An 18,370-nucleotide genomic window follows, 5' to 3' on the forward strand; every position below is an offset into this window, starting at 1 on the left:
TTGGAAAGTGAAAAAAGAATACATAAAACACTTATGCATAAGAAAATTATGTATATTAGGTGTTCGAAAATTGAATTATTTGCGCATCATGGGAAATTCAAAATTATTCAAGGGCAGCTTAAACACCATCATTCTAAAGATGTTGGAGGAGGAAGGAAAGATGTATGGCTATGAAATTACACAGAAGGTGAAAGAGCTCACCAAAGGGGAATTGAATATCACCGAGGGGGCCTTATATCCAGCCTTACATAAATTGGAAGCCGAAGGCCTGTTGGATGTGGAAGTGGCCAAAGTGGATAATAGATTGCGAAAATACTATAAACTAACGGAGCAGGGTGAAAAGGAAACGGTGAATAGACTAGCGGAATTGGAAGATTTTATTAGAAGCATGCAACAATTGGTGAATCCAGATTGGAGTATTCAATAGAAAAATTATAAGATGGCTATTTCCAAGGAAGAAGTATTATATATTGACAATTACCTAAAGTTTTTAGGGATAAAGTACTTAGATGTTAGACTTGAGATTTTGGACCATTTGGCCTCAGAATTCGAAAGCACTGAGAAACAAATTAATTTGGGAGATTTCTTGCGAACAAAGCGCCCATTTGTAAAAAACTATGAAAATCAATGGCAAAAAGCCAAACATTGGGGGCATCAAAAAGCATTGATTAAAAGAATTCTTGGATATTTCTACAAGCCCAACCAACTCTTCATTCCTATTTGTATTGGAATTTTCCTTGGATTTAACACTACCCTGTTGCCAAAATCATTAATTGCCATATCATTTTTTATTAGTTTAATTGTCCCTCAGTGTATCCACTTTTATGTTTATTATAAGCCTGTAGGAATCTATAAGAACATTCAATCAGCTAAATATATTCTATCTATTATGGCTTTGCCCTCGATATTTATGTACCTAATGGGAATAATGGCACCAATAGTAAAAGAAAGCCCAACAGTTTTCTATGCATACTGGTTTTTTGCCATGGTATTTAATATTGCAGGGCTACAAGAAGTAATGATTCTGAAACGGCAAATTGTAAAGACCTATAATAAGTTAATCAGCAATTAAATGAAACTCTCCCAAGACCAAATACAGGAATTGTTCAGATTTACCAGGGCCCATTATGTGGAGTACTATGACTTGCAATTAGAACTGGTGGACCATTTGGCCAATGGCATTGAAAGACAATGGGAACAGAATCCCAATTTATCCTTTGAACTAGCAAAGAATAGGGAGTTTAGAAAGTTTGGGGTTTTTGGCTTTGAGGATGTTATTAAACAGCGCAGAAAGGCAATGTCTAAAAGGTATTGGGCGATTATTTGGAGTTATTTCAAAGAGTGGTGGTCATTGCCCAAGATAATTGGAACCTTGGCTATTATTTCAGTTGTTTTTACATTTTTAAAATTACTTCCCAACGGAGACCTCAAAATTGGCCTTGTAGAAGGTGTTTTTCTTTGTTTCACATTGTTGATGCTTTACAGAACGTTTCAATTGAAGAGGCATATGGAAGGTTTATGGCGAAAATGGATGCTCCAAGAGAAGATTTATGAACAGGGTTTACTTGTTCAGTTATTTTTATTGCCCATGCACGTATGGAACACTGAATGGGTTAATGGCAATATGGGAGATGTATACTTTGAAATTGGACTATCCATATTAATCGTAAGTATGGGAATTTTATTGAAGCTATGTGGGTTTGTAATCCCTTCAAAAGCCGATGAATTATTGGCAGAAACTTATCCGAATATAAAATTTCTTAGCTTTTGTAACAATTTCCATTTTTGGCTTACTTATAAACCAAACAACAACATCCAACCTTTATGTTTAAACGATTTGCTTCCCTGCAATGGAAATCCTTTTTTAGATCGGCGAACTTTGGCAAGAGCCTAGCTGTGAAAATCATCATGGGTTTCTTTGGGGTGTACATGCTTGTAGTATTGGCAGGCATGGGTGCCGGCATCTATTTCATATTAAGAAAGGCGGTTCCTGATCAAAGTCCCATGTGGACTTTGAGTCAGTACCTTATATATTGGGTTTTAATCGAGCTGTTTTTACGATATTTCATGCAGAAGTTACCGGTAATGGATATCAAGCCTTTTTTGATTACACCGGTAAAGAAAAGCTCCATAGCCCATTATATCTTAGGCCGATCTGCAGCTTCCGTTTATAACGTATTAGCTCTTTTCTTTTTTATTCCACTCTGTATCGTTCTACTCTTTCAGGGCTATGTGGCACTCAATGTCTTTATGTGGCTGATTTCCATGATGGCGATTGTCCTGACCATTAATTACCTAAACCTACTTATCAATAAGAGCAATGTGGCATTGACCATTTTGGCCACTGTTTTAGTGATTTCCTATGCCCTTGATTATTTCGGCATATTTTCGGTCAAAGAGATGTTTGGCCCTATTTTCCACGCCTTGTATGCCTATCCAATAACCGTTCCGGTACCGTTGGCACTAATGGTCGTCATGTACTATATCAACTTTAACTATTTAAACGACAAGATTTATTTGGATGCCAAGCTCAAGGCCAAAAAGGCGCAAGCCAATACCAGCGATTTGGCTTGGACGAAACGATTTGGCGACTTGGGTACCTTTTTGCAATTGGATCTTAAAATGATTTGGCGGAACAAACGAACAAAATCCCAGGTTTGGATATCATTACTATTTGTGTTTTATGGTCTCATATTCTACATGCAGGACATCTATGATGATATGATGCCGATGAAAGCCTTCTTGGGCGTATTTATGACGGGTATCTTCCTTAGTAATTTTGGTCAGTTCATCCCCGCATGGGACAGTAGCTATTACAGCATGATGATGTCCCGTAACATTCCTTTGAGAAAATACTTGGAATCCAAGGCCTTGTTGATTTCGGTCAGCGTAATTTTCATGTTTTTGCTTACCATACCCTATGTGTATTTTGGTTGGGAGGCCTTGGCCATTAATTTTGGATGCGCGCTGTACAATTTGGGGGTAAATATACCGGTCATTTTATTTTTTGGTTCTTTTAATAAAAAAAGAATCGATCTGGATCAGAGTCCGTTTGGGAACATGCAGGGCACGAGTGCCAATCAATTTTTGATTATGCTTCCGGTACTTATAGTTCCCATTCTCATTTTTACACTGTTTTACTATCTCTTTTCAGTAACGGTGGCTGTAATGATCCTTTGCGTCTTGGGACTTATAGGACTGGTCTTGAAGAATACGTTAATGAGCAAGGTAACGGAGCAATACCGGAATAAGAAATATGGCATGATTGCCGGATTTAAGGAAAAAAATAGCTAAAACATCTAACCTAACATGATAACAGTAGAAAACTTAAGCAAGAAGTACGGTAAACAAACCGTATTGAATATAGAAACCTTGGAGATTCCAACTGGCCGGAGCTTTGGTTTGGTAGGAAACAATGGAGCTGGAAAAACTACCTTTTTCAGTTTGTTGCTGGATTTAATACAACCGAGTACAGGGCATATTGAAAATAACGGTATTCAAGTGAACATTAGTGAGGAATGGAAACCTATCACCTCTTCTTTTATCGACGAAACTTTTTTGATAGGGTATTTGACGCCGGAAGAGTATTTCTATTTTATCGGGGATTTACGTGGGCAGAACAAAGCAGATGTAGACGCACTTTTATCTCAATTTGAAGATTTTTTTCATGGTGAGATTTTGGGCCAAAAGAAATATTTGCGTGATTTATCAAAGGGAAACCAAAAAAAGGCAGGTATTGTAGCTTCCTTTATTGGAAATCCCAAAGTCGTTATCCTCGACGAACCTTTTGCCAATTTAGATCCCACCACCCAAATTCGGTTGAAAGGAATCATCAAGGACCTGGCCGCTAAAGAAAATGTTACCGTTTTGGTATCTAGTCATGATTTGATCCATGTCACAGAAGTGTGTGAACGTATTGTGGTGTTGAACAAAGGTGAAATAGTTAAGGATATCAAAACTTCCACCGAAACCTTAAAAGAATTGGAGGCGTTTTTTGCAGGATAGTCCTAAAAAGAACTTTTTTTCTTCCTAAAAGATAAAACCGACGCTTCAGTCGGTTTTTTATTTTTATTCACCCGGGAGCCTTCAAGACGATTCCGATTTTATACCAAAATGCATCGATAAATGGTACAATACTTTATTATGAAGGATCCAAAATTTTTTAAAGCAAACCATATGGTCTGTAAAATTTTGGTCTTTGGTATTGAGCGCATTCAAAATTCAAATTAGTAAAGTTGCCTTTTGTCGATAAACTGCATAATAATATGGATGTTTTTCAGTTATGCATACATACGTAGACCGTCTATTTTGAACTACAGATATAAACTTTTTTTATCACTTATTTTAGGAACCGTTCTTTTCAATGCCTGTTCCACCAAAAAGGATGCCTTCATCAATCGTAATTGGCACGCCTTAAATACCAAGTACAATACCCTGTACAATGGCAATATCGCCTTTGAAGAGGGGAGGGCCACGCTAAACGACACCTATAAGGATGACTATTGGGAAATACTGCCCATAGAGCGTTTGGAAGTGTCCGGTGAAATAAAGTTGGACTCAGAGGATAACAACCCCAACTTTATCATTGCCGAAGAAAAGGCGACCAAGGCCATACAGAAACATAGTATGGACATTAAGGACGAGGAGCGAAATCCCCAAACGGACGAGGCTTTTCTTCTTTTGGGCAAAGCTCGGTATTTTGATGAACGTTATATCCCGGCACTGGAGGCCTTCAATTATATCCTTAACAAATACACGGAAAGTGACAAATTGAACGAAGCCAGTATTTGGAGGGAAAAGGTGAATATCCGTTTGGAAAATGAGGAGTTGGCCATCAAGAACCTCAAGCGGTTAATGAAATACGAGACCCTAAAGGATCAGGAATATGCGGATGCCCGGGCCATGTTGGCACAGGCCTACATTAATTTAAATGTGCCAGATACGGCCATCCAGCAATTAAAAGTAGCCTCCTATTACACTAAAAAGAATCCGAGAGAAAGGCAGATATTACTACATTATCGGGCAGTTATATAATCAGCTAGGATATAAAGACAGTGCCAATTATGCCTTTGATAAGGTAATCGACCTTAATAGAAAATCCCCAAGGGTCTATATGATCAATGCTGAAATCCAAAAAATAAGGAATACGGCCATAACTTCAGAAAATCAAGAGGAAATGCTGGAGTACCTTACAGATTTGGAAGAGAATAGGGAAAACAGACCCTTTTTGGACAAGATTTATAGACAGGTTGCAGAATTCCACTTGGAACAAGGTTCGGATAGTCTCGCACTGGTTTATTTCAATAAATCCCTTCGCGCTACCCGAACGAACCAAAGCTAAATGCCCTTAATTATGAAAATTTGGCGGAATACAATTTTGATGAAAATCTTTACAAAAATGCAGGGGCTTATTATGATAGTGTGTTGACCAATTTAAATGAAAACACTAAAAAGTATAGGACTACGAAGAAGAAACTAGACAATCTTGAAGATGTCATCAAATATGAGGATGTCGTTCAGTATACGGATAGTGTCATTTCCATATATGAAATGCCCATAGATGACCAAATAACTTATTTTGAAAAACATATAGCCGATTTGCAAGCGGCCCGGGAAGCGGCCCGGAAAAAGGAACGCGATAAGTTGACGGACGGATTTGCCACTTTCGCCAAGAGTAAAGGAGGTAAGGAGAACCAAGGCAAGTTCTACTTTTATAATATTACCAGTCTTGGATATGGACAAAACGATTTTAAAAATCGATGGGGCAATAGGGAATTGGCTGATGATTGGCGTTGATCCAATAAGGCTGTTTCCAATATTTCTGAGGCTACGGGAGAGGTAATCGCGGTTAGCGGTAATCCGGATGCAGCCGTTTCTGAAGATGAAAAATTCTCCTTGGATTTTTATATGGATAGAATCCCAAAGGAAGAAGCCACAATAGATAGCCTTAAAACGGAACGTAATTTTGCCAATTATCAATTGGGTCTTATTTATAAGGAAAAGTTTGGGGAAAATTTGTTGGCTGCAGAGAAGCTGGAAAAGGTATTGGCATCAAACCCTGAAGAACGCCTGATTCTTCCCTCCAAGTACAATCTCTACAAAATATACGAGGAGGAAAACAGCCCTTTAATGGCATCTATGAAAGCGGATATTATCGCCAACCATGGTGGATCAAGATATGCGGAAATTTTGTTGAACCCACAGGCAGTGTTGGCAGATGATTCGGACAGCCCTGAAAATAGGTACCAAAACCTTTTTAAAAAATTTCAGAATCAGGAATTTTTACAGGTCATTACCGGTTCTGAGGAAAATATCAACAAGTTTACCGGAGACCCCATTGTTCCTAAGTTTGAAATGCTGAAGGCGAACGCCATTGGAAGGTTGCAAGGGTTTGAGGAATTTAAGGAGGCCCTAAACTATGTGGCGCTTACCTATCCGAATACTCCCGAAGGGAAAAAGGCGGAGATGATGGTGGCCGAGCAACTTCCTAAATTAGAGCCAAGGGAGTTTTCGCCCGAAACAGGCTCCACAGGAACATCCAACTGGAAGGTCGTTTTCCCATTTAAAAGAAGCCAAAATGAAAGGTCTCTCAAATTGATGGAGTTACTTGAAAAATCAATTGTCGATTTAAAGTATAAGAATATAGTATCTAAGGACATATATAACCTAGAAGACCAATTTGTGGTAGTGCATGGCTTTAAATCCAAAGATTTTGCACTGGGCTATGCGGAACTTTTAAAAAACAATAAGGATTACCGGGTTGCTGATGAGAATTTCGTAATTTTATCGGACAACTATAAAATAATCCAAGCACATAAAAACTTAGAGGCATATAGAAATACACTTTTAACCCCAAAACCTTGAAAAATGTTTTCAGACAAACAAAAACCTAGAACTATGAGCGAAATAGGAGGACAACCAAACAGAATTGAGAAGAACACAAAGATCAAAGGGGATATTATCTCCGAGGCGGATTTCAGAATTGATGGAAAGCTGGACGGTAATGTGAAAACATCCGGTAAAGTGGTAATTGGAAAGGATGGTTACATTCATGGAAAGGTCGAGTGCGTAAATGCCGATATAGAAGGGAGCTTTAATGGCGAGCTTTTGGTGTCTGATTTACTTTCCCTAAAATCTTCAGCGGTTATAGAGGGTACGGTATCAGTGTCCAAATTGGCAGTAGAGCCTGGGGCTACTTTCAATGCATCCTGTACTATGGGAGGAGGAAAAAGCGGCAGCACAGGCAATTACTGGAAGTTTTAAACCTTCCATGAGCGGAAAAAATGAGCCAGCAAAAGCCTCGTAACGATTCTAATTTAGTACGCACAGCCGCAAGTCTTTCGGGTATTGCCATTCAAATGGGCGCCACCATTTACCTAGGCAACCTATTAGGTGGATGGTTAGATGAAAAGTTCCAAAAAACATTTTTAGAGGATACAATAACATTACTTGCCGTATTTTTGTCCATATATTTGGTCATTAAAAAGGTGATGGCCTTAAACAAATAGGCAAAATTGTTCCAAAAGGTTACTTTATATACAATCGTGTTCATGGTGGTGGGCACGATTTCCTTTTTTACCCAAACAGCTTTGCTCAATGAAATGGGAAGTGTTTTTTTAGAGCTGCTTAAAAAGTCCTATCTGTTTCATTTTTTGTTCTCTTTATTATTGGTGATTGCCTTCCAAATCCTTTCTAACAGCCAAAAAGTCTTTGAACAATTGGGTTTTTTATACATCGGGATGTTAGTTTTTAAAATTGTGGTTTTTACTGCCATATTTTTTCCACAACTTATGGGAGATCAACCACTTTCCCATTTTTACAGGGCTATGATCTTAATCCCCATTTTTATATTCTTGACTTTAGAAGTGATTTTTGTTTCAAAAATCTTACGTAAAAAATAAGGGTGAATTTTAAGGCTTTAAAATTCTTTGTATTACATCAAGAATGACTACTTTTGCGCAAATTTTCAGGAGCATAATTTTTTTGATAAAGAAATAATGAAGGAAGTTTCAAAAGTGATTAAAAATCCGGTATTGTTCTTAACAATAGTGAGTTCACTCCGAGTTTCGCATTTTCTGAAGGTCAGGGCGAAGGTACAGTAAGCTCAAAAGAAGAGGTTAACGAATACATTTTGCACCATATAAAAGATTCTCACGATTTCCATTTGTTCTCATATACCAATAGCGAAGGGGAAAGAAAACACGTCGGTTTTCCTTTACCGGTAATTGTATGGTCTAGTAATGGTTTGGTGACTTTTATGTCTTCTCAATTTCACCATGATGATAACGGGGAAGTGATAGTTGAAAGAAATGGTTCCAAATTTGTAAAGTTACATAGTAAGATATATGAATTGGAGCCGGGGGCTATTTCAGTAAATTTTGATGAGAGCCAACATGCCACCAATGCACATAAAGTGTTGGATTTTTCCATCACGAAAAGTGTTTTCGGAATCTTATTGGTAGGCTTATTTATGTTATGGGCATTTTCTTCTTTGGCAAGACAATATAAAAACAAAAGTGTTCCTACTGGCTTTGGCAGGGTATTGGAACCTTTGGTCATTTACGTAAGGGACGAGATAGCAAAACCGAATATTGGGGAGAAAAAATACAGACAATTCACAGGATATCTTTTAACGGTTTTCTTTTTTATATGGATATTGAACCTTTTAGGTCTTACACCATTCGGTTTTAATGTTACGGGTCAATTGGCTGTTACTGCTGCATTGGCCATCCTTACATTGATTATTTATACGTTTAGCGGGAATAAGGATTATTGGATGCACATGTTGTGGATGCCCGGGGTTCCTGTGTTGATTAGACCTGTTACGGCAATTATTGAATTGGCCGGTGCCTTTTTGATTAAACCCTTCTCATTATTAGTTCGATTGTTCGCTAACATTTCGGCGGGTCACATTGTTGTAATGAGTTTGATTGCCATCATGTTTACTCTCAAAGATAGTTTGGGTGTGGCTGGTGCAACTGGACTTTCATTGATATTGTCGTTTTTTATTACCCTTATAGAAGTTTTGGTAGCTTTTTTACAGGCCTATATTTTTACTATGCTTTCCGCATTGTTTATTGGAATGGCGGTAGCGGAGCATGATCATGAGCATCATCACGATGCCGAGGGTCATGATGTTCCGGATGCTGAGGATGTAAGGGCGGATTTTATTTAAGAGTGTTTTTAATTTAATATATAAATCAGTTTACTATGTACAATTTAATTGGAGCAGGTTTGATCGTAATTGGAGCAGGTATTGGACTTGGTCAGATTGGTGGTAAGGCAATGGAAGGTATTGCCCGTCAACCGAAGCGACCGGTAAAATCCAAACTGCGATGATTATCATCGCTGCACTTTTGGAAGGTTTGGCATTCGGTGCCTTGTTCTTAGGAAAATAAGAACGTTAAGCCAAAAAACATTTTCCTGCAACGGTTGGTTGCAGGAGGTGTTTTTAATTATTGATTAGTATTAAAATTCAAAATAAATGGAAACATTAATTAACGATTTTTCACCAGGGCTTTTTATAGTACAGACTATATTACTATTAGGACTTATTTTTCTATTGGTGAAATTTGCATGGAAACCTATTCTAAATTCCTTAAATGAAAGGGAAACCGGTATCCAAGAAGCATTGGCGGCTGCAGAAAGAGCCAAGGCTGAAATGCAGAACCTACAAGCAGACAATGACAGGATGTTGCAGGAAGCTCGTGCAGAGCGCGAGGCTATGCTAAAGGAGGCCCGTGAAATCAAGGATAAAATGATTGCCGATTCCAAGGAGCAAGCGAAAGTTGAAGGAGACAAGATGATAAAGCAGGCGCAAGAGACCATAGAGAGCGAAAAGAAGGCAGCGGTAGCGGAGCTTAAAAGCCAGGTTGCTGAACTTTCGGTTTCCATTGCAGAAAAGGTCCTCAAAGAAGAACTTTCAGGAAAGGACAAGCAGTTGAAGCTAGTAGAAAAAATGCTAGGAGATATCAAATTGAATTAAAAAATGAGTGATTCCGGAGCGGCGGTACGATACGCCAAGGCCATATTGGATTTAGCTGTTGAAAACAAGGCTACAGAGGCTGTAGAAAAGGACATGCGTTCCGTGGTTAGTACGGTTTCAGACAGTAAGGAGTTGCGGGATATGCTTTCTAATCCAGTAATTTCGGGGTCGGCCAAAAAGGATGTCCTCAAGGCGGTTTTCAAAGGGTCCCACGGCATTTCAGAAGGATTGATGAATATGTTGGTGGAGAATAAAAGGGTTTCCCTGTTGAATGAAGTTGCCCTAAAGTATATTATTCTAAACGAATCCTTGAAAGGAAAGGATGTAGCATATGTTACCACAGCGGTACCCATGACGGATAGCTTGGAAAAACAACTTTTGAAGCAAGTAGCTTCTATTACAGGAAACAAAGTGACCATTGAAAATAAAATTGATGAGAGTATCATCGGCGGATTTATTTTGAGGGTTGGGGATTTGCAATACGATGAAAGCGTTTCCAACAAACTGAACAATTTAAAAAGAGAATTTACAAACAGTCTATAATTTAATTCCAGTAATGGAATTTACCCTGAGCCTAGTCGACGGGATTATCTTAAACAGGAACAAAAATGGCAGGAGTAAAAGCCGCAGAAGTATCGGCAATTTTAAAGAAACAATTATCAGGATTTGATGCAACAGCTACTTTGGATGAAGTAGGAACCGTATTGCAAGTAGGTGATGGTATTGCCGGAGTCTATGGTTTGGCTAATGCCCAATATGGCGAGTTGGTGGAGTTTGAAGGCGGTTTGGAAGGAATCGTTTTAAACTTGGAAGAGGATAATGTGGGTGTGGTATTGCTTGGACCTTCCAAAGCGGTAGGTGAAGGAGCTACTGTAAAAAGAACACAGCGTATCGCCTCCATCAATGTTGGAGAAGGCATTGTGGGCCGTGTGGTGGACACCTTGGGTAACCCAATAGATGGTAAAGATCCTATTTCAGGGGAAACCTATGAAATGCCATTGGAACGCAAGGCTCCTGGGGTTATTTATAGAGAGCCTGTAACCGAGCCGATGCAGTCCGGAATAAAGGCCATCGATGCCATGATTCCAGTAGGTAGAGGTCAGCGTGAGTTGGTTATTGGTGACCGTCAGACTGGTAAGACTACGGTTTGTATCGATACCATTTTGAACCAAAAGGAATTTTATGACGCAGGTGAACCAGTGTATTGTATTTATGTGGCAGTTGGTCAAAAAGCTTCAACGGTAGCAGGTATTGCACAAACACTAGAGGATAGAGGGGCTATGGCGTATACAACGATTGTTGCCGCCAATGCATCCGATCCTGCTCCTATGCAGGTATATGCACCTTTCGCTGGTGCCTCTATCGGCGAGTATTTTAGGGATACAGGTCGCCCTGCATTGATTATTTATGATGATTTGTCTAAACAAGCTGTTGCCTACCGTGAGGTTTCCTTGTTGTTGAGAAGACCACCGGGACGTGAAGCCTATCCTGGAGACGTTTTCTACCTTCACTCAAGGTTGTTGGAGCGTGCGGCAAAAGTGATTAACGATGACGATATTGCAAAGAACATGAACGATTTACCAGGAGGTATTGAAACCGATGGTAAAAGGAGGAGGTTCTTTAACGGCATTACCAATAATTGAAACTCAGGCCGGTGACGTATCCGCCTATATTCCAACAAACGTAATTTCTATTACTGACGGACAGATATTCTTGGAGCAAGATTTGTTCAACCAAGGGGTAAGGCCGGCTATCAACGTAGGTATATCCGTATCTCGTGTGGGTGGTAATGCACAGATCAAATCCATGAAGAAAGTGGCGGGTACTTTGAAATTGGACCAAGCCCAGTTCCGTGAATTGGAAGCTTTTGCCAAGTTTGGTTCAGATTTGGATGCTGCTACATTGAATGTGATTGAAAAAGGTCGTAGAAACGTGGAGATATTAAAGCAGGCCCAAAACGATCCATATACCGTTGAAGATCAAATTGCTATTATCTATGCAGGTTCCAAGAACTTATTACGCGATGTTCCCGTTGAAAAAGTGAAGGAATTTGAGCGTGATTATTTGGAGTTCTTGAACGCCAAACACAGAGATGTTCTAGACACCTTGAAAGCTGGAAAGTTGACCGATGAGGTTACCGATACACTTGCAACGGTTTGTAAAGATTTGTCAGCGAAGTACAAGAAATAAGTAGTAAAACGTAGTTGACACTGAGTTTTTTAGTAACTAACTACTCAATACTAATCTAAAATGGCCAATTTAAAGGAAATACGAAACAGGATTACATCGGTGTCTTCAACCATGCAGATTACCAGTGCCATGAAAATGGTATCTGCTGCAAAGTTGAAAAAGGCCCAGGATGCAATCACTGCCATGAGACCTTATGCCGATAAACTTACGGAGCTTTTACAAAATCTAAGTGCTAGTTTAGAAGGGGACTGCGGGAGTATATATGCCAGCAATAGAACCGTAAATAGGGTCTTGGTTGTAGCGATTACATCGAACCGTGGACTTTGCGGTGCCTTCAATTCAAATATATTGAAACAGAGCACAAATCTTGTGGAAAATATCTATGCTGGTAAACAGGTGGATTTCATGGCCATTGGTAAAAAGGCAAATGATTTTCTAAAAAAGCGCTACAATGTGATTTCAAATCACAATGGAATTTTTGATGATTTGACCTTTGATAATGTATCAGAAATTGCTAAGGTTTTGATGGAAAAGTTCTCAAAGGGCGAGTATGACCGTATTGATATTGTATATAACAAATTCAAGAATGCAGCGACACAATTGGTCATGACGGAGCAGTTTTTACCTATCCTACCATTGGAAGGTGAGGAAGGAAGCAATTCCGACTATATGTTTGAGCCATCCAAGGCAGAAATTGTCGAGCAATTGATTCCAAAATCCCTAAAAACGCAATTGTATAAGGCAATAAGGGATTCTTTTGCCAGTGAACATGGTGCTCGTATGACGGCCATGCATAAGGCTACCGATAATGCCAAGGAATTACGAGATCAATTGAAATTGACCTATAACAAAGCAAGACAAGCGGCTATTACCAACGAAATCCTTGAAATTGTTGGTGGTGCGGAGGCACTGAACAATTAGGCGCAAGCCAAATGTTCAAAAGGCAGAGGCTTTGAATAACTAAGTGAATTAAAGAATTTTATTGATAACCCCTTCGGAAACGTAGGGGTTTTATTTTTTAAATAGGAAGACTAATTTTTACGACTTTTGTCCCTTCTATGAAATCAAAAAAATCGGCCCTACTCTTTATTTTTGTAACCATTTTGGTGGATGTCATAGGCATAGGTATCATACTACCTATCATACCTGATCTTATAATGGAATTAACGGGTGAAGGGACAGCCATGGCCGTAATCTATGGGATGTGGTTGACTACGGCATTTGCCGGCATGCAATTTCTATTCTCACCAGTATTGGGCGAGATTTCAGATAAGTTTGGAAGACGACCTATTCTTTTGCTGGCCTTGTTGGGTTTAAGTATCGATTACCTGATACATGCCTGGGCCCCAAGTATTACGTGGTTATTTCTAGGTAGGTTTTTAGCAGGTATTACAGGGGCTAGTTTTACGGTTGCTTCGGCCTATATTGCTGATGTTAGTACCAAGGAAAACAAGGCCAAGAACTTTGGATTAATAGGGGCTGCTTTTGGCCTTGGATTTATCATTGATCCGGGCGTGGGTGGATTTTTCGGGGAGATCGACATCCGCCTGCCCTTTTATATTGCCGCAGGACTGACCTTTGCCAATTTCCTTTTCGGATTGTTTTTTGTGCCGAGTCTTTGACGGTCGAAAATAGACGGGCCATCAATCCAACAAAGATGATTCCAGGGGTTTCCTTATTTGCCTTACGGAAGTACAAAGGGGTACTTTTGCTGATTTTCGCCTTCTTTTTGGCGAATTTGGCCGGCCAGGCTTTGCCTTCCACGTGGTCTTACTATGGTATTGAGCGCTACAACTGGAGCCCTAAGGAAATAGGGGTATCGTTGATGGTAGTAGGACTTTTGGTGGCCATTGTTCAAGGTGTCTTAGTGGGTATTTTGGTGAAAAAATTTGGAAAGCGTTTCGTAGTAACCGTAGGCTTTTTGCTATGGACGATCGGTATGTTTTTCTTTTCAATGGCCTCAGAACCATGGATGTTATATGCTTTTTTAATCCCGTATGCATTGGGAGGTGTTGCAGGACTGACAGTTCAGGGCATTATATCCAACCAAGTTTCTGAAAAGGAACAAGGAAACCTTCAGGGTTCTATCACGGGGCTGGTTAGTATTACAGCTATCCTAGGGCAATTGGTTTTCTCACCCGTATTCTACTTTTTTATACGTCCTGGGGGAGGCATTTACTACCCTGGTGCGCCTTACACCTTAGCGGCTATTTTTTTACTAATAGCATTTTCAATGGCGTTTTTAGCCATGAAGCGTTTGGAATTGGAAGACGAAAAGGCTCCCGCAGAGGCGTAAGAAGGGATAATTCTGTCAAAACGGGATAAAACCAACTTTGTATAACCAAGGTAAATAGGTACATTTAACACTTCAATTTAAGGTGTTTGAATCCTCTCAAAAAACTTTTTAAACAAACGGCGATTTATGGCTTGGCAACCGTGCTTCCGCGTATGCTTTCGTTCTTGCTGGTGCCTATTTATACCTCCGTCATGCCACCCGGCACCTATGGGGAGGTAACCCTTATTTTTACTTGGTTTGCCATTTTCAATATTTTCTTGGCCTACGGCATGGAAACGGCTTTTTTCCGGTTTTATAAGGATACGGAGAATAAAAAAAAGGTGGTATCCACTTCCCTGATATCACTTGGGGTTTCCTCACTTGTTTTTCTGTTGATAGGGCTCATATTTAAATCAGCCATTGCAACGTCTTTGAACATTGAACCTAAGTACATGAATTTTGTACTTTGCATATTAGTGTTAGATGCACTGGTAATTGTTCCTTTTGCTTGGTTAAGGGCCAACGAGAGGCCTATCCGCTATGCGATTGTAAAAACGATTAATGTAGTACTAAATTTAGGTTTAAATCTATTTTTTCTATTACTCCTGCCAAGTTTGGCAAGTAAGGAAGGATCTGGATTCTTTGAAAGACTCTTTGTGCCAGATTATGAGATATCGTATATACTGATCTCCAATCTTATAGCAAGCGCAGTCACATTGTTGCTTATGCTTAGGGTATACCTTAGAAGACCGTATATCTTTGATGTGGATTTATGGAAACGGATGTTAACCTATGCCATGCCCGTAATGTTCGCAGGTGTAGCCTTTACCATCAACGAAGTTTTTGACAAGTATTTGTTATCGAAATTATTACCACCCGATATAGCCAATAGTGAAATGGGGAAATATGCGGCCTGCTATAAACTCGCCTTGTTCATGACACTTTTCGCCACCGCATTTCGTTTAGGAATTGAGCCATTCTTCTTTAGTCATTCGGATACTAAAAATCCGCAAAAGGCCTATGCACAGATTACCAACTACTTTGTGGTGTTGGGAAGTATTATTCTATTGACCGTAGTGGTATTTGCCGATGTTTTAAAAGGCCTCTTCATAAAAGACACCTCCTATTGGGATGCCATGTCTGTCGTTCCCATTATATTATTGGCCAGTTTCTTTCCGGGCATTTACCACAACCTTTCCGTATGGTACAAGGTAACGGATCGGACGAAGTTTGGGGCTTATATTTCCATGATAGGTGCTGTACTTACCATCATCATAAACGTAGCCATGATACAATATTTTAGTTATGTGGCTTCAGCAATCGCCACCTTGGTAGCTTATGGTTCCATGATGCTATTATCATTCTATTTTGGTCGTATGTACTATCCTATTCCCTATAATTTCAGAAAAATTATATTTTACTTAGGAATTTCTATACTGTTTTCAATGGTTTCCTTCTATATCTTTGATAGAAATTTATGGGTGGGTATACCTTTATTGTTGATTTTCTTAGGATTGGTGTATAAAATGGAAATCGAGAATTTAAAAAGGGTATTTGTCAAATAAAATCAGAGAACGAAAGAAATGAAGATCAGGATTATTAACAAATCGAATCATGAGTTGCCCCACTATGAAACCGAAGCCTCGGCCGGGATGGATTTGCGGGCCTATATATCGGAGCCTATTACCTTACAACCTTTGGAACGGGCCATAATAAAAACCGGCCTGTTTATGGAATTACCAGTTGGCTACGAGGCGCAAGTACGCCCTAGAAGTGGTCCCGCCGCAAAAAAGGGTATAACCGTTCTCAATGCTCCTGGCACGATTGATGCTGATTATAGGGGGGAAATAGGTGTGATTCTAGTCAATTTATCCAATGTAAATTTCACAATTGAAAATGGAGAGCGTATAGCCCAAATGGTGATTGCCAAACATGAGCGGGCGGAATGGCAGTCTGTAGATGAGCTTTCCGAAACCCTAAGGGGCGAAGGTGGTTTTGGCAGCACTGGAGTAAAATAAATCTACGAATGAAAATAACAATCCCAATGCTACTACTTTATTTAGGAGCAACATTTGCACCAGGGATTGTTTTGTCTCAAGAGGAGGATCCCATTACCGAGGAGGAGAGTGCAGAGGTCTCTTTCGAAGAATATTCCGATGACTTCCAGGAAAGTTTTTTTGAAGGGCTAAAGCAACAGGGAATTCAAAATTATGACAAGGCCATAAATGCTTTTTTAAAGTGTAAGAACTTGGAACCGGAGAAAGAGGTTGTGTCCTTTGAGTTAGCCAAATCCTATTTACTTGATAAGCAATATATCAATGCACAACAATATGCCCAGGAAGCTGTGGCGGCAGACCCGGAAAATTATTGGTATGCAAATACGTTGGCGGAAACATTAAAGGCCCGTAACACCTCCGTGAGTGCTATAAAGACCCGGATTCCATGGAACAATACGGAACTAAAGTCCAATTTGGCATCCATCTATTTTGAATTGGGCAATTATGAAGAAGCCAAAGCAATCTTAGAGGAAGTGGAAAAAACAGTAAAATCCATGTACCTCCAATCCAAAATAAATGATTCTATTGACAAGCATCGAGGTAATATAAAAAATGTAATTCTATCAGAAAATAAGAGCGAGGATGCCAATGATTTGATTGCATTGGAAGAGAGGATACAGGATTCGTTAAACGGATCTGATGATGCCCAATCACTCCTAAACCTTACGGAGGAAGCTCTTGAAAAATATCCCTTACAACCTTTCTTGTATTATGCCCATGGAATCGCCTTACGAAGGGATAATAGGAACAAAGATGCCATTGAGGCAATGGAGACGTCATTGGATTACTTGATCGATGATCCCGAATTGGAGAATAAGATATACAAGGAGCTTTCCGAGATTCATGGAGCCATGGGAAATACGGAGAAGTCAAACCTATATTTAAATAAGATTAAACCTGGATTTTAATGATGCACATTAGGTTACTAACATATAAAAAAATGGTTTCGGTATGCGCTTTGACGCTCTTTGTCTTTTCCTGTAAGAGCACCAAAGTTATTTCCGATGGATTCATAGATGACCGACTTTCTGCGAAAACAGTGGTCAAAGCCCACTACCAAAATAAGTTGGATTTCAATACACTAACAGGACGGGTAAAAATCGACTATTCGGATGGTGAGGATGAACAAAGTGTATCCGTAAGCCTTCGGATGGAAAAGGATAAAGGAATTTGGATGAGTGCCCCGCTGGGTATTGTAAAGGTCTACATCACCCCGGATAGGGTTTCTTTTTATAACAAAATGGACAATGAATATTTCGATGGCGATTTTTCCTATTTAAGTAATCTTTTGGGAACTGAGGTCGATTATTCAATTCTACAAAATATGCTTTTGGGCCAGGCCCTTTTTGACCTTAGAAATGATAAATTTGATCTTTCTGTAGCGAAGGAAACCTATAGATTGACCCCTAAGACGGCTGGAGCACTTTACAAAACCTTGTTTCAAATTGAACCAAAGAACTTTAAAATGGACTTACAACAACTGTCCCAGCCTCTGAAAAAACGTTTATTGGAAATCAAATACAAAAACTACCAACTCGTTGGCAAAGAAGCCATACCCAATGAAGTGTCCATTCCGGCCATCGAAGAGAACAATGAGAACAGAATTTCCTTGGAATATAGAAATATAGAGTTAAACCGACAGGTCAACTTTCCATATAAAATACCAAAAGGTTTTAAAGAGATTGTGTTAGAATAGCATGATGTTGGACAAGCGACATAGAATCGTCTTCTTTCTGCTACTTTTCTTGGGAGAGTCCTTTAGTTTGGGCACAAACCAGTGAGCAAAAGGCACTTGAGGAGAAGCGGGAACAGCTTCAGACGGAAATCAGGGAAATCAACCGACTTTTATTATCCGAAAAGAAG

The 18,370-nt window shown here is 39.5% G+C and carries 18 protein-coding genes and 3 pseudogenes; all 21 read left to right on the forward strand.

The features are described 5' to 3' along the window. Positions 1–88: 88 nt before the first annotated feature. The 21 genes and pseudogenes from NYZ99_RS20370 (at position 89) to lolB1 (ending at position 18,203) form a co-directional block, all read left to right on the forward strand. Complete coding sequence (locus NYZ99_RS20370) at positions 89–427, forward strand: PadR family transcriptional regulator (RefSeq protein ID WP_260572877.1); 339 nt, start codon at positions 89–91, stop codon at positions 425–427. 12 nt (positions 428–439) lie between these two features. Continuing rightward, the gene (locus tag NYZ99_RS20375; protein WP_260572878.1) at positions 440–1,072 is read left to right on the forward strand and encodes a hypothetical protein; all 633 of its coding nucleotides are present in this window, start codon (positions 440–442) and stop codon (positions 1,070–1,072) included. Further along, positions 1,073–1,894 carry a hypothetical protein gene (locus NYZ99_RS20380; protein WP_260572879.1) on the forward strand — a complete coding sequence of 274 codons (822 nt, stop codon included), beginning with the start codon at positions 1,073–1,075 and terminating at the stop codon, positions 1,892–1,894. It begins immediately after the preceding gene. A gap of 2 nt (positions 1,895–1,896) precedes the next feature. Next, on the forward strand, positions 1,897–3,294 hold the full coding sequence (locus NYZ99_RS20385) for a DUF5687 family protein (protein ID WP_260572880.1): 1,398 nt from the start codon (positions 1,897–1,899) through the stop codon (positions 3,292–3,294). Between the two features lie 15 nt (positions 3,295–3,309). Beyond that, positions 3,310–4,005 (forward strand): ABC transporter ATP-binding protein, encoded by a 696-nt coding sequence (locus tag NYZ99_RS20390; protein ID WP_260572881.1) that lies wholly within the window; start codon positions 3,310–3,312, stop codon positions 4,003–4,005. Positions 4,006–4,308: 303 nt separating this feature from the next. After that, positions 4,309–6,864, forward strand: a pseudogene (gene porW / locus NYZ99_RS20395) (type IX secretion system periplasmic lipoprotein PorW/SprE). A 33-nt stretch (positions 6,865–6,897) separates the two neighbouring features. Beyond that, positions 6,898–7,263, forward strand: a complete 366-nt coding sequence (locus NYZ99_RS20400) for a bactofilin family protein (RefSeq protein WP_420845153.1) — start codon at positions 6,898–6,900, stop codon at positions 7,261–7,263. A gap of 20 nt (positions 7,264–7,283) precedes the next feature. Further along, positions 7,284–7,508 carry an AtpZ/AtpI family protein gene (locus NYZ99_RS20405; protein WP_260572883.1) on the forward strand — a complete coding sequence of 75 codons (225 nt, stop codon included), beginning with the start codon at positions 7,284–7,286 and terminating at the stop codon, positions 7,506–7,508. 42 nt (positions 7,509–7,550) lie between these two features. Then, positions 7,551–7,901, forward strand: coding sequence for a DUF6168 family protein (locus tag NYZ99_RS23125; protein WP_420845240.1), 351 nt, complete (start codon positions 7,551–7,553; stop codon positions 7,899–7,901). Positions 7,902–8,032: 131 nt separating this feature from the next. Next, positions 8,033–9,175, forward strand: coding sequence for a F0F1 ATP synthase subunit A (atpB, locus tag NYZ99_RS20410; protein ID WP_260575296.1), 1,143 nt, complete (start codon positions 8,033–8,035; stop codon positions 9,173–9,175). Between the two features lie 35 nt (positions 9,176–9,210). Beyond that, positions 9,211–9,398: pseudogene (gene atpE / locus NYZ99_RS20415) on the forward strand (ATP synthase F0 subunit C). Positions 9,399–9,484: 86 nt separating this feature from the next. Continuing rightward, positions 9,485–9,985 carry a F0F1 ATP synthase subunit B gene (locus NYZ99_RS20420; protein WP_260572884.1) on the forward strand — a complete coding sequence of 167 codons (501 nt, stop codon included), beginning with the start codon at positions 9,485–9,487 and terminating at the stop codon, positions 9,983–9,985. A 3-nt stretch (positions 9,986–9,988) separates the two neighbouring features. Further along, on the forward strand, positions 9,989–10,528 hold the full coding sequence (gene atpH, locus NYZ99_RS20425) for an ATP synthase F1 subunit delta (protein WP_260572885.1): 540 nt from the start codon (positions 9,989–9,991) through the stop codon (positions 10,526–10,528). Positions 10,529–10,593: 65 nt separating this feature from the next. Beyond that, a pseudogene (gene atpA, locus NYZ99_RS20430) lies at positions 10,594–12,175 on the forward strand (F0F1 ATP synthase subunit alpha). A 60-nt stretch (positions 12,176–12,235) separates the two neighbouring features. Then, entirely contained in the window at positions 12,236–13,096 is an 861-nt protein-coding gene (gene atpG, locus NYZ99_RS20435; RefSeq protein WP_260572886.1) for an ATP synthase F1 subunit gamma, read from the forward strand. 137 nt (positions 13,097–13,233) lie between these two features. Next, positions 13,234–13,797 carry an MFS transporter gene (locus NYZ99_RS20440; RefSeq protein WP_260572887.1) on the forward strand — a complete coding sequence of 188 codons (564 nt, stop codon included), beginning with the start codon at positions 13,234–13,236 and terminating at the stop codon, positions 13,795–13,797. Further along, positions 13,794–14,471 (forward strand): MFS transporter, encoded by a 678-nt coding sequence (locus NYZ99_RS20445; RefSeq protein ID WP_260572888.1) that lies wholly within the window; start codon positions 13,794–13,796, stop codon positions 14,469–14,471. Before NYZ99_RS20440 ends, NYZ99_RS20445 begins: the two co-directional genes overlap by 4 nt. 86 nt (positions 14,472–14,557) lie before the next feature. Then, positions 14,558–16,015 (forward strand): oligosaccharide flippase family protein, encoded by a 1,458-nt coding sequence (locus tag NYZ99_RS20450; protein ID WP_260572889.1) that lies wholly within the window; start codon positions 14,558–14,560, stop codon positions 16,013–16,015. A gap of 18 nt (positions 16,016–16,033) precedes the next feature. Next, positions 16,034–16,468 carry a dUTP diphosphatase gene (dut, locus tag NYZ99_RS20455; protein ID WP_260572890.1) on the forward strand — a complete coding sequence of 145 codons (435 nt, stop codon included), beginning with the start codon at positions 16,034–16,036 and terminating at the stop codon, positions 16,466–16,468. An 8-nt stretch (positions 16,469–16,476) separates the two neighbouring features. Beyond that, a complete protein-coding gene (locus NYZ99_RS20460; protein ID WP_260572891.1) occupies positions 16,477–17,415 on the forward strand; it encodes a tetratricopeptide repeat protein in 939 nt (312 codons plus the stop codon). Continuing rightward, on the forward strand, positions 17,415–18,203 hold the full coding sequence (lolB1, locus tag NYZ99_RS20465) for a lipoprotein insertase outer membrane protein LolB1 (protein ID WP_338039176.1): 789 nt from the start codon (positions 17,415–17,417) through the stop codon (positions 18,201–18,203). The genes NYZ99_RS20460 and lolB1 overlap by 1 nt, the downstream gene beginning before the upstream one ends. Positions 18,204–18,370 lie beyond the last annotated feature (167 nt).

Source organism: Maribacter litopenaei (assembly GCF_025244665.1).
GTDB classification, from domain to species: Bacteria; Bacteroidota; Bacteroidia; order Flavobacteriales; family Flavobacteriaceae; genus Maribacter; species Maribacter litopenaei.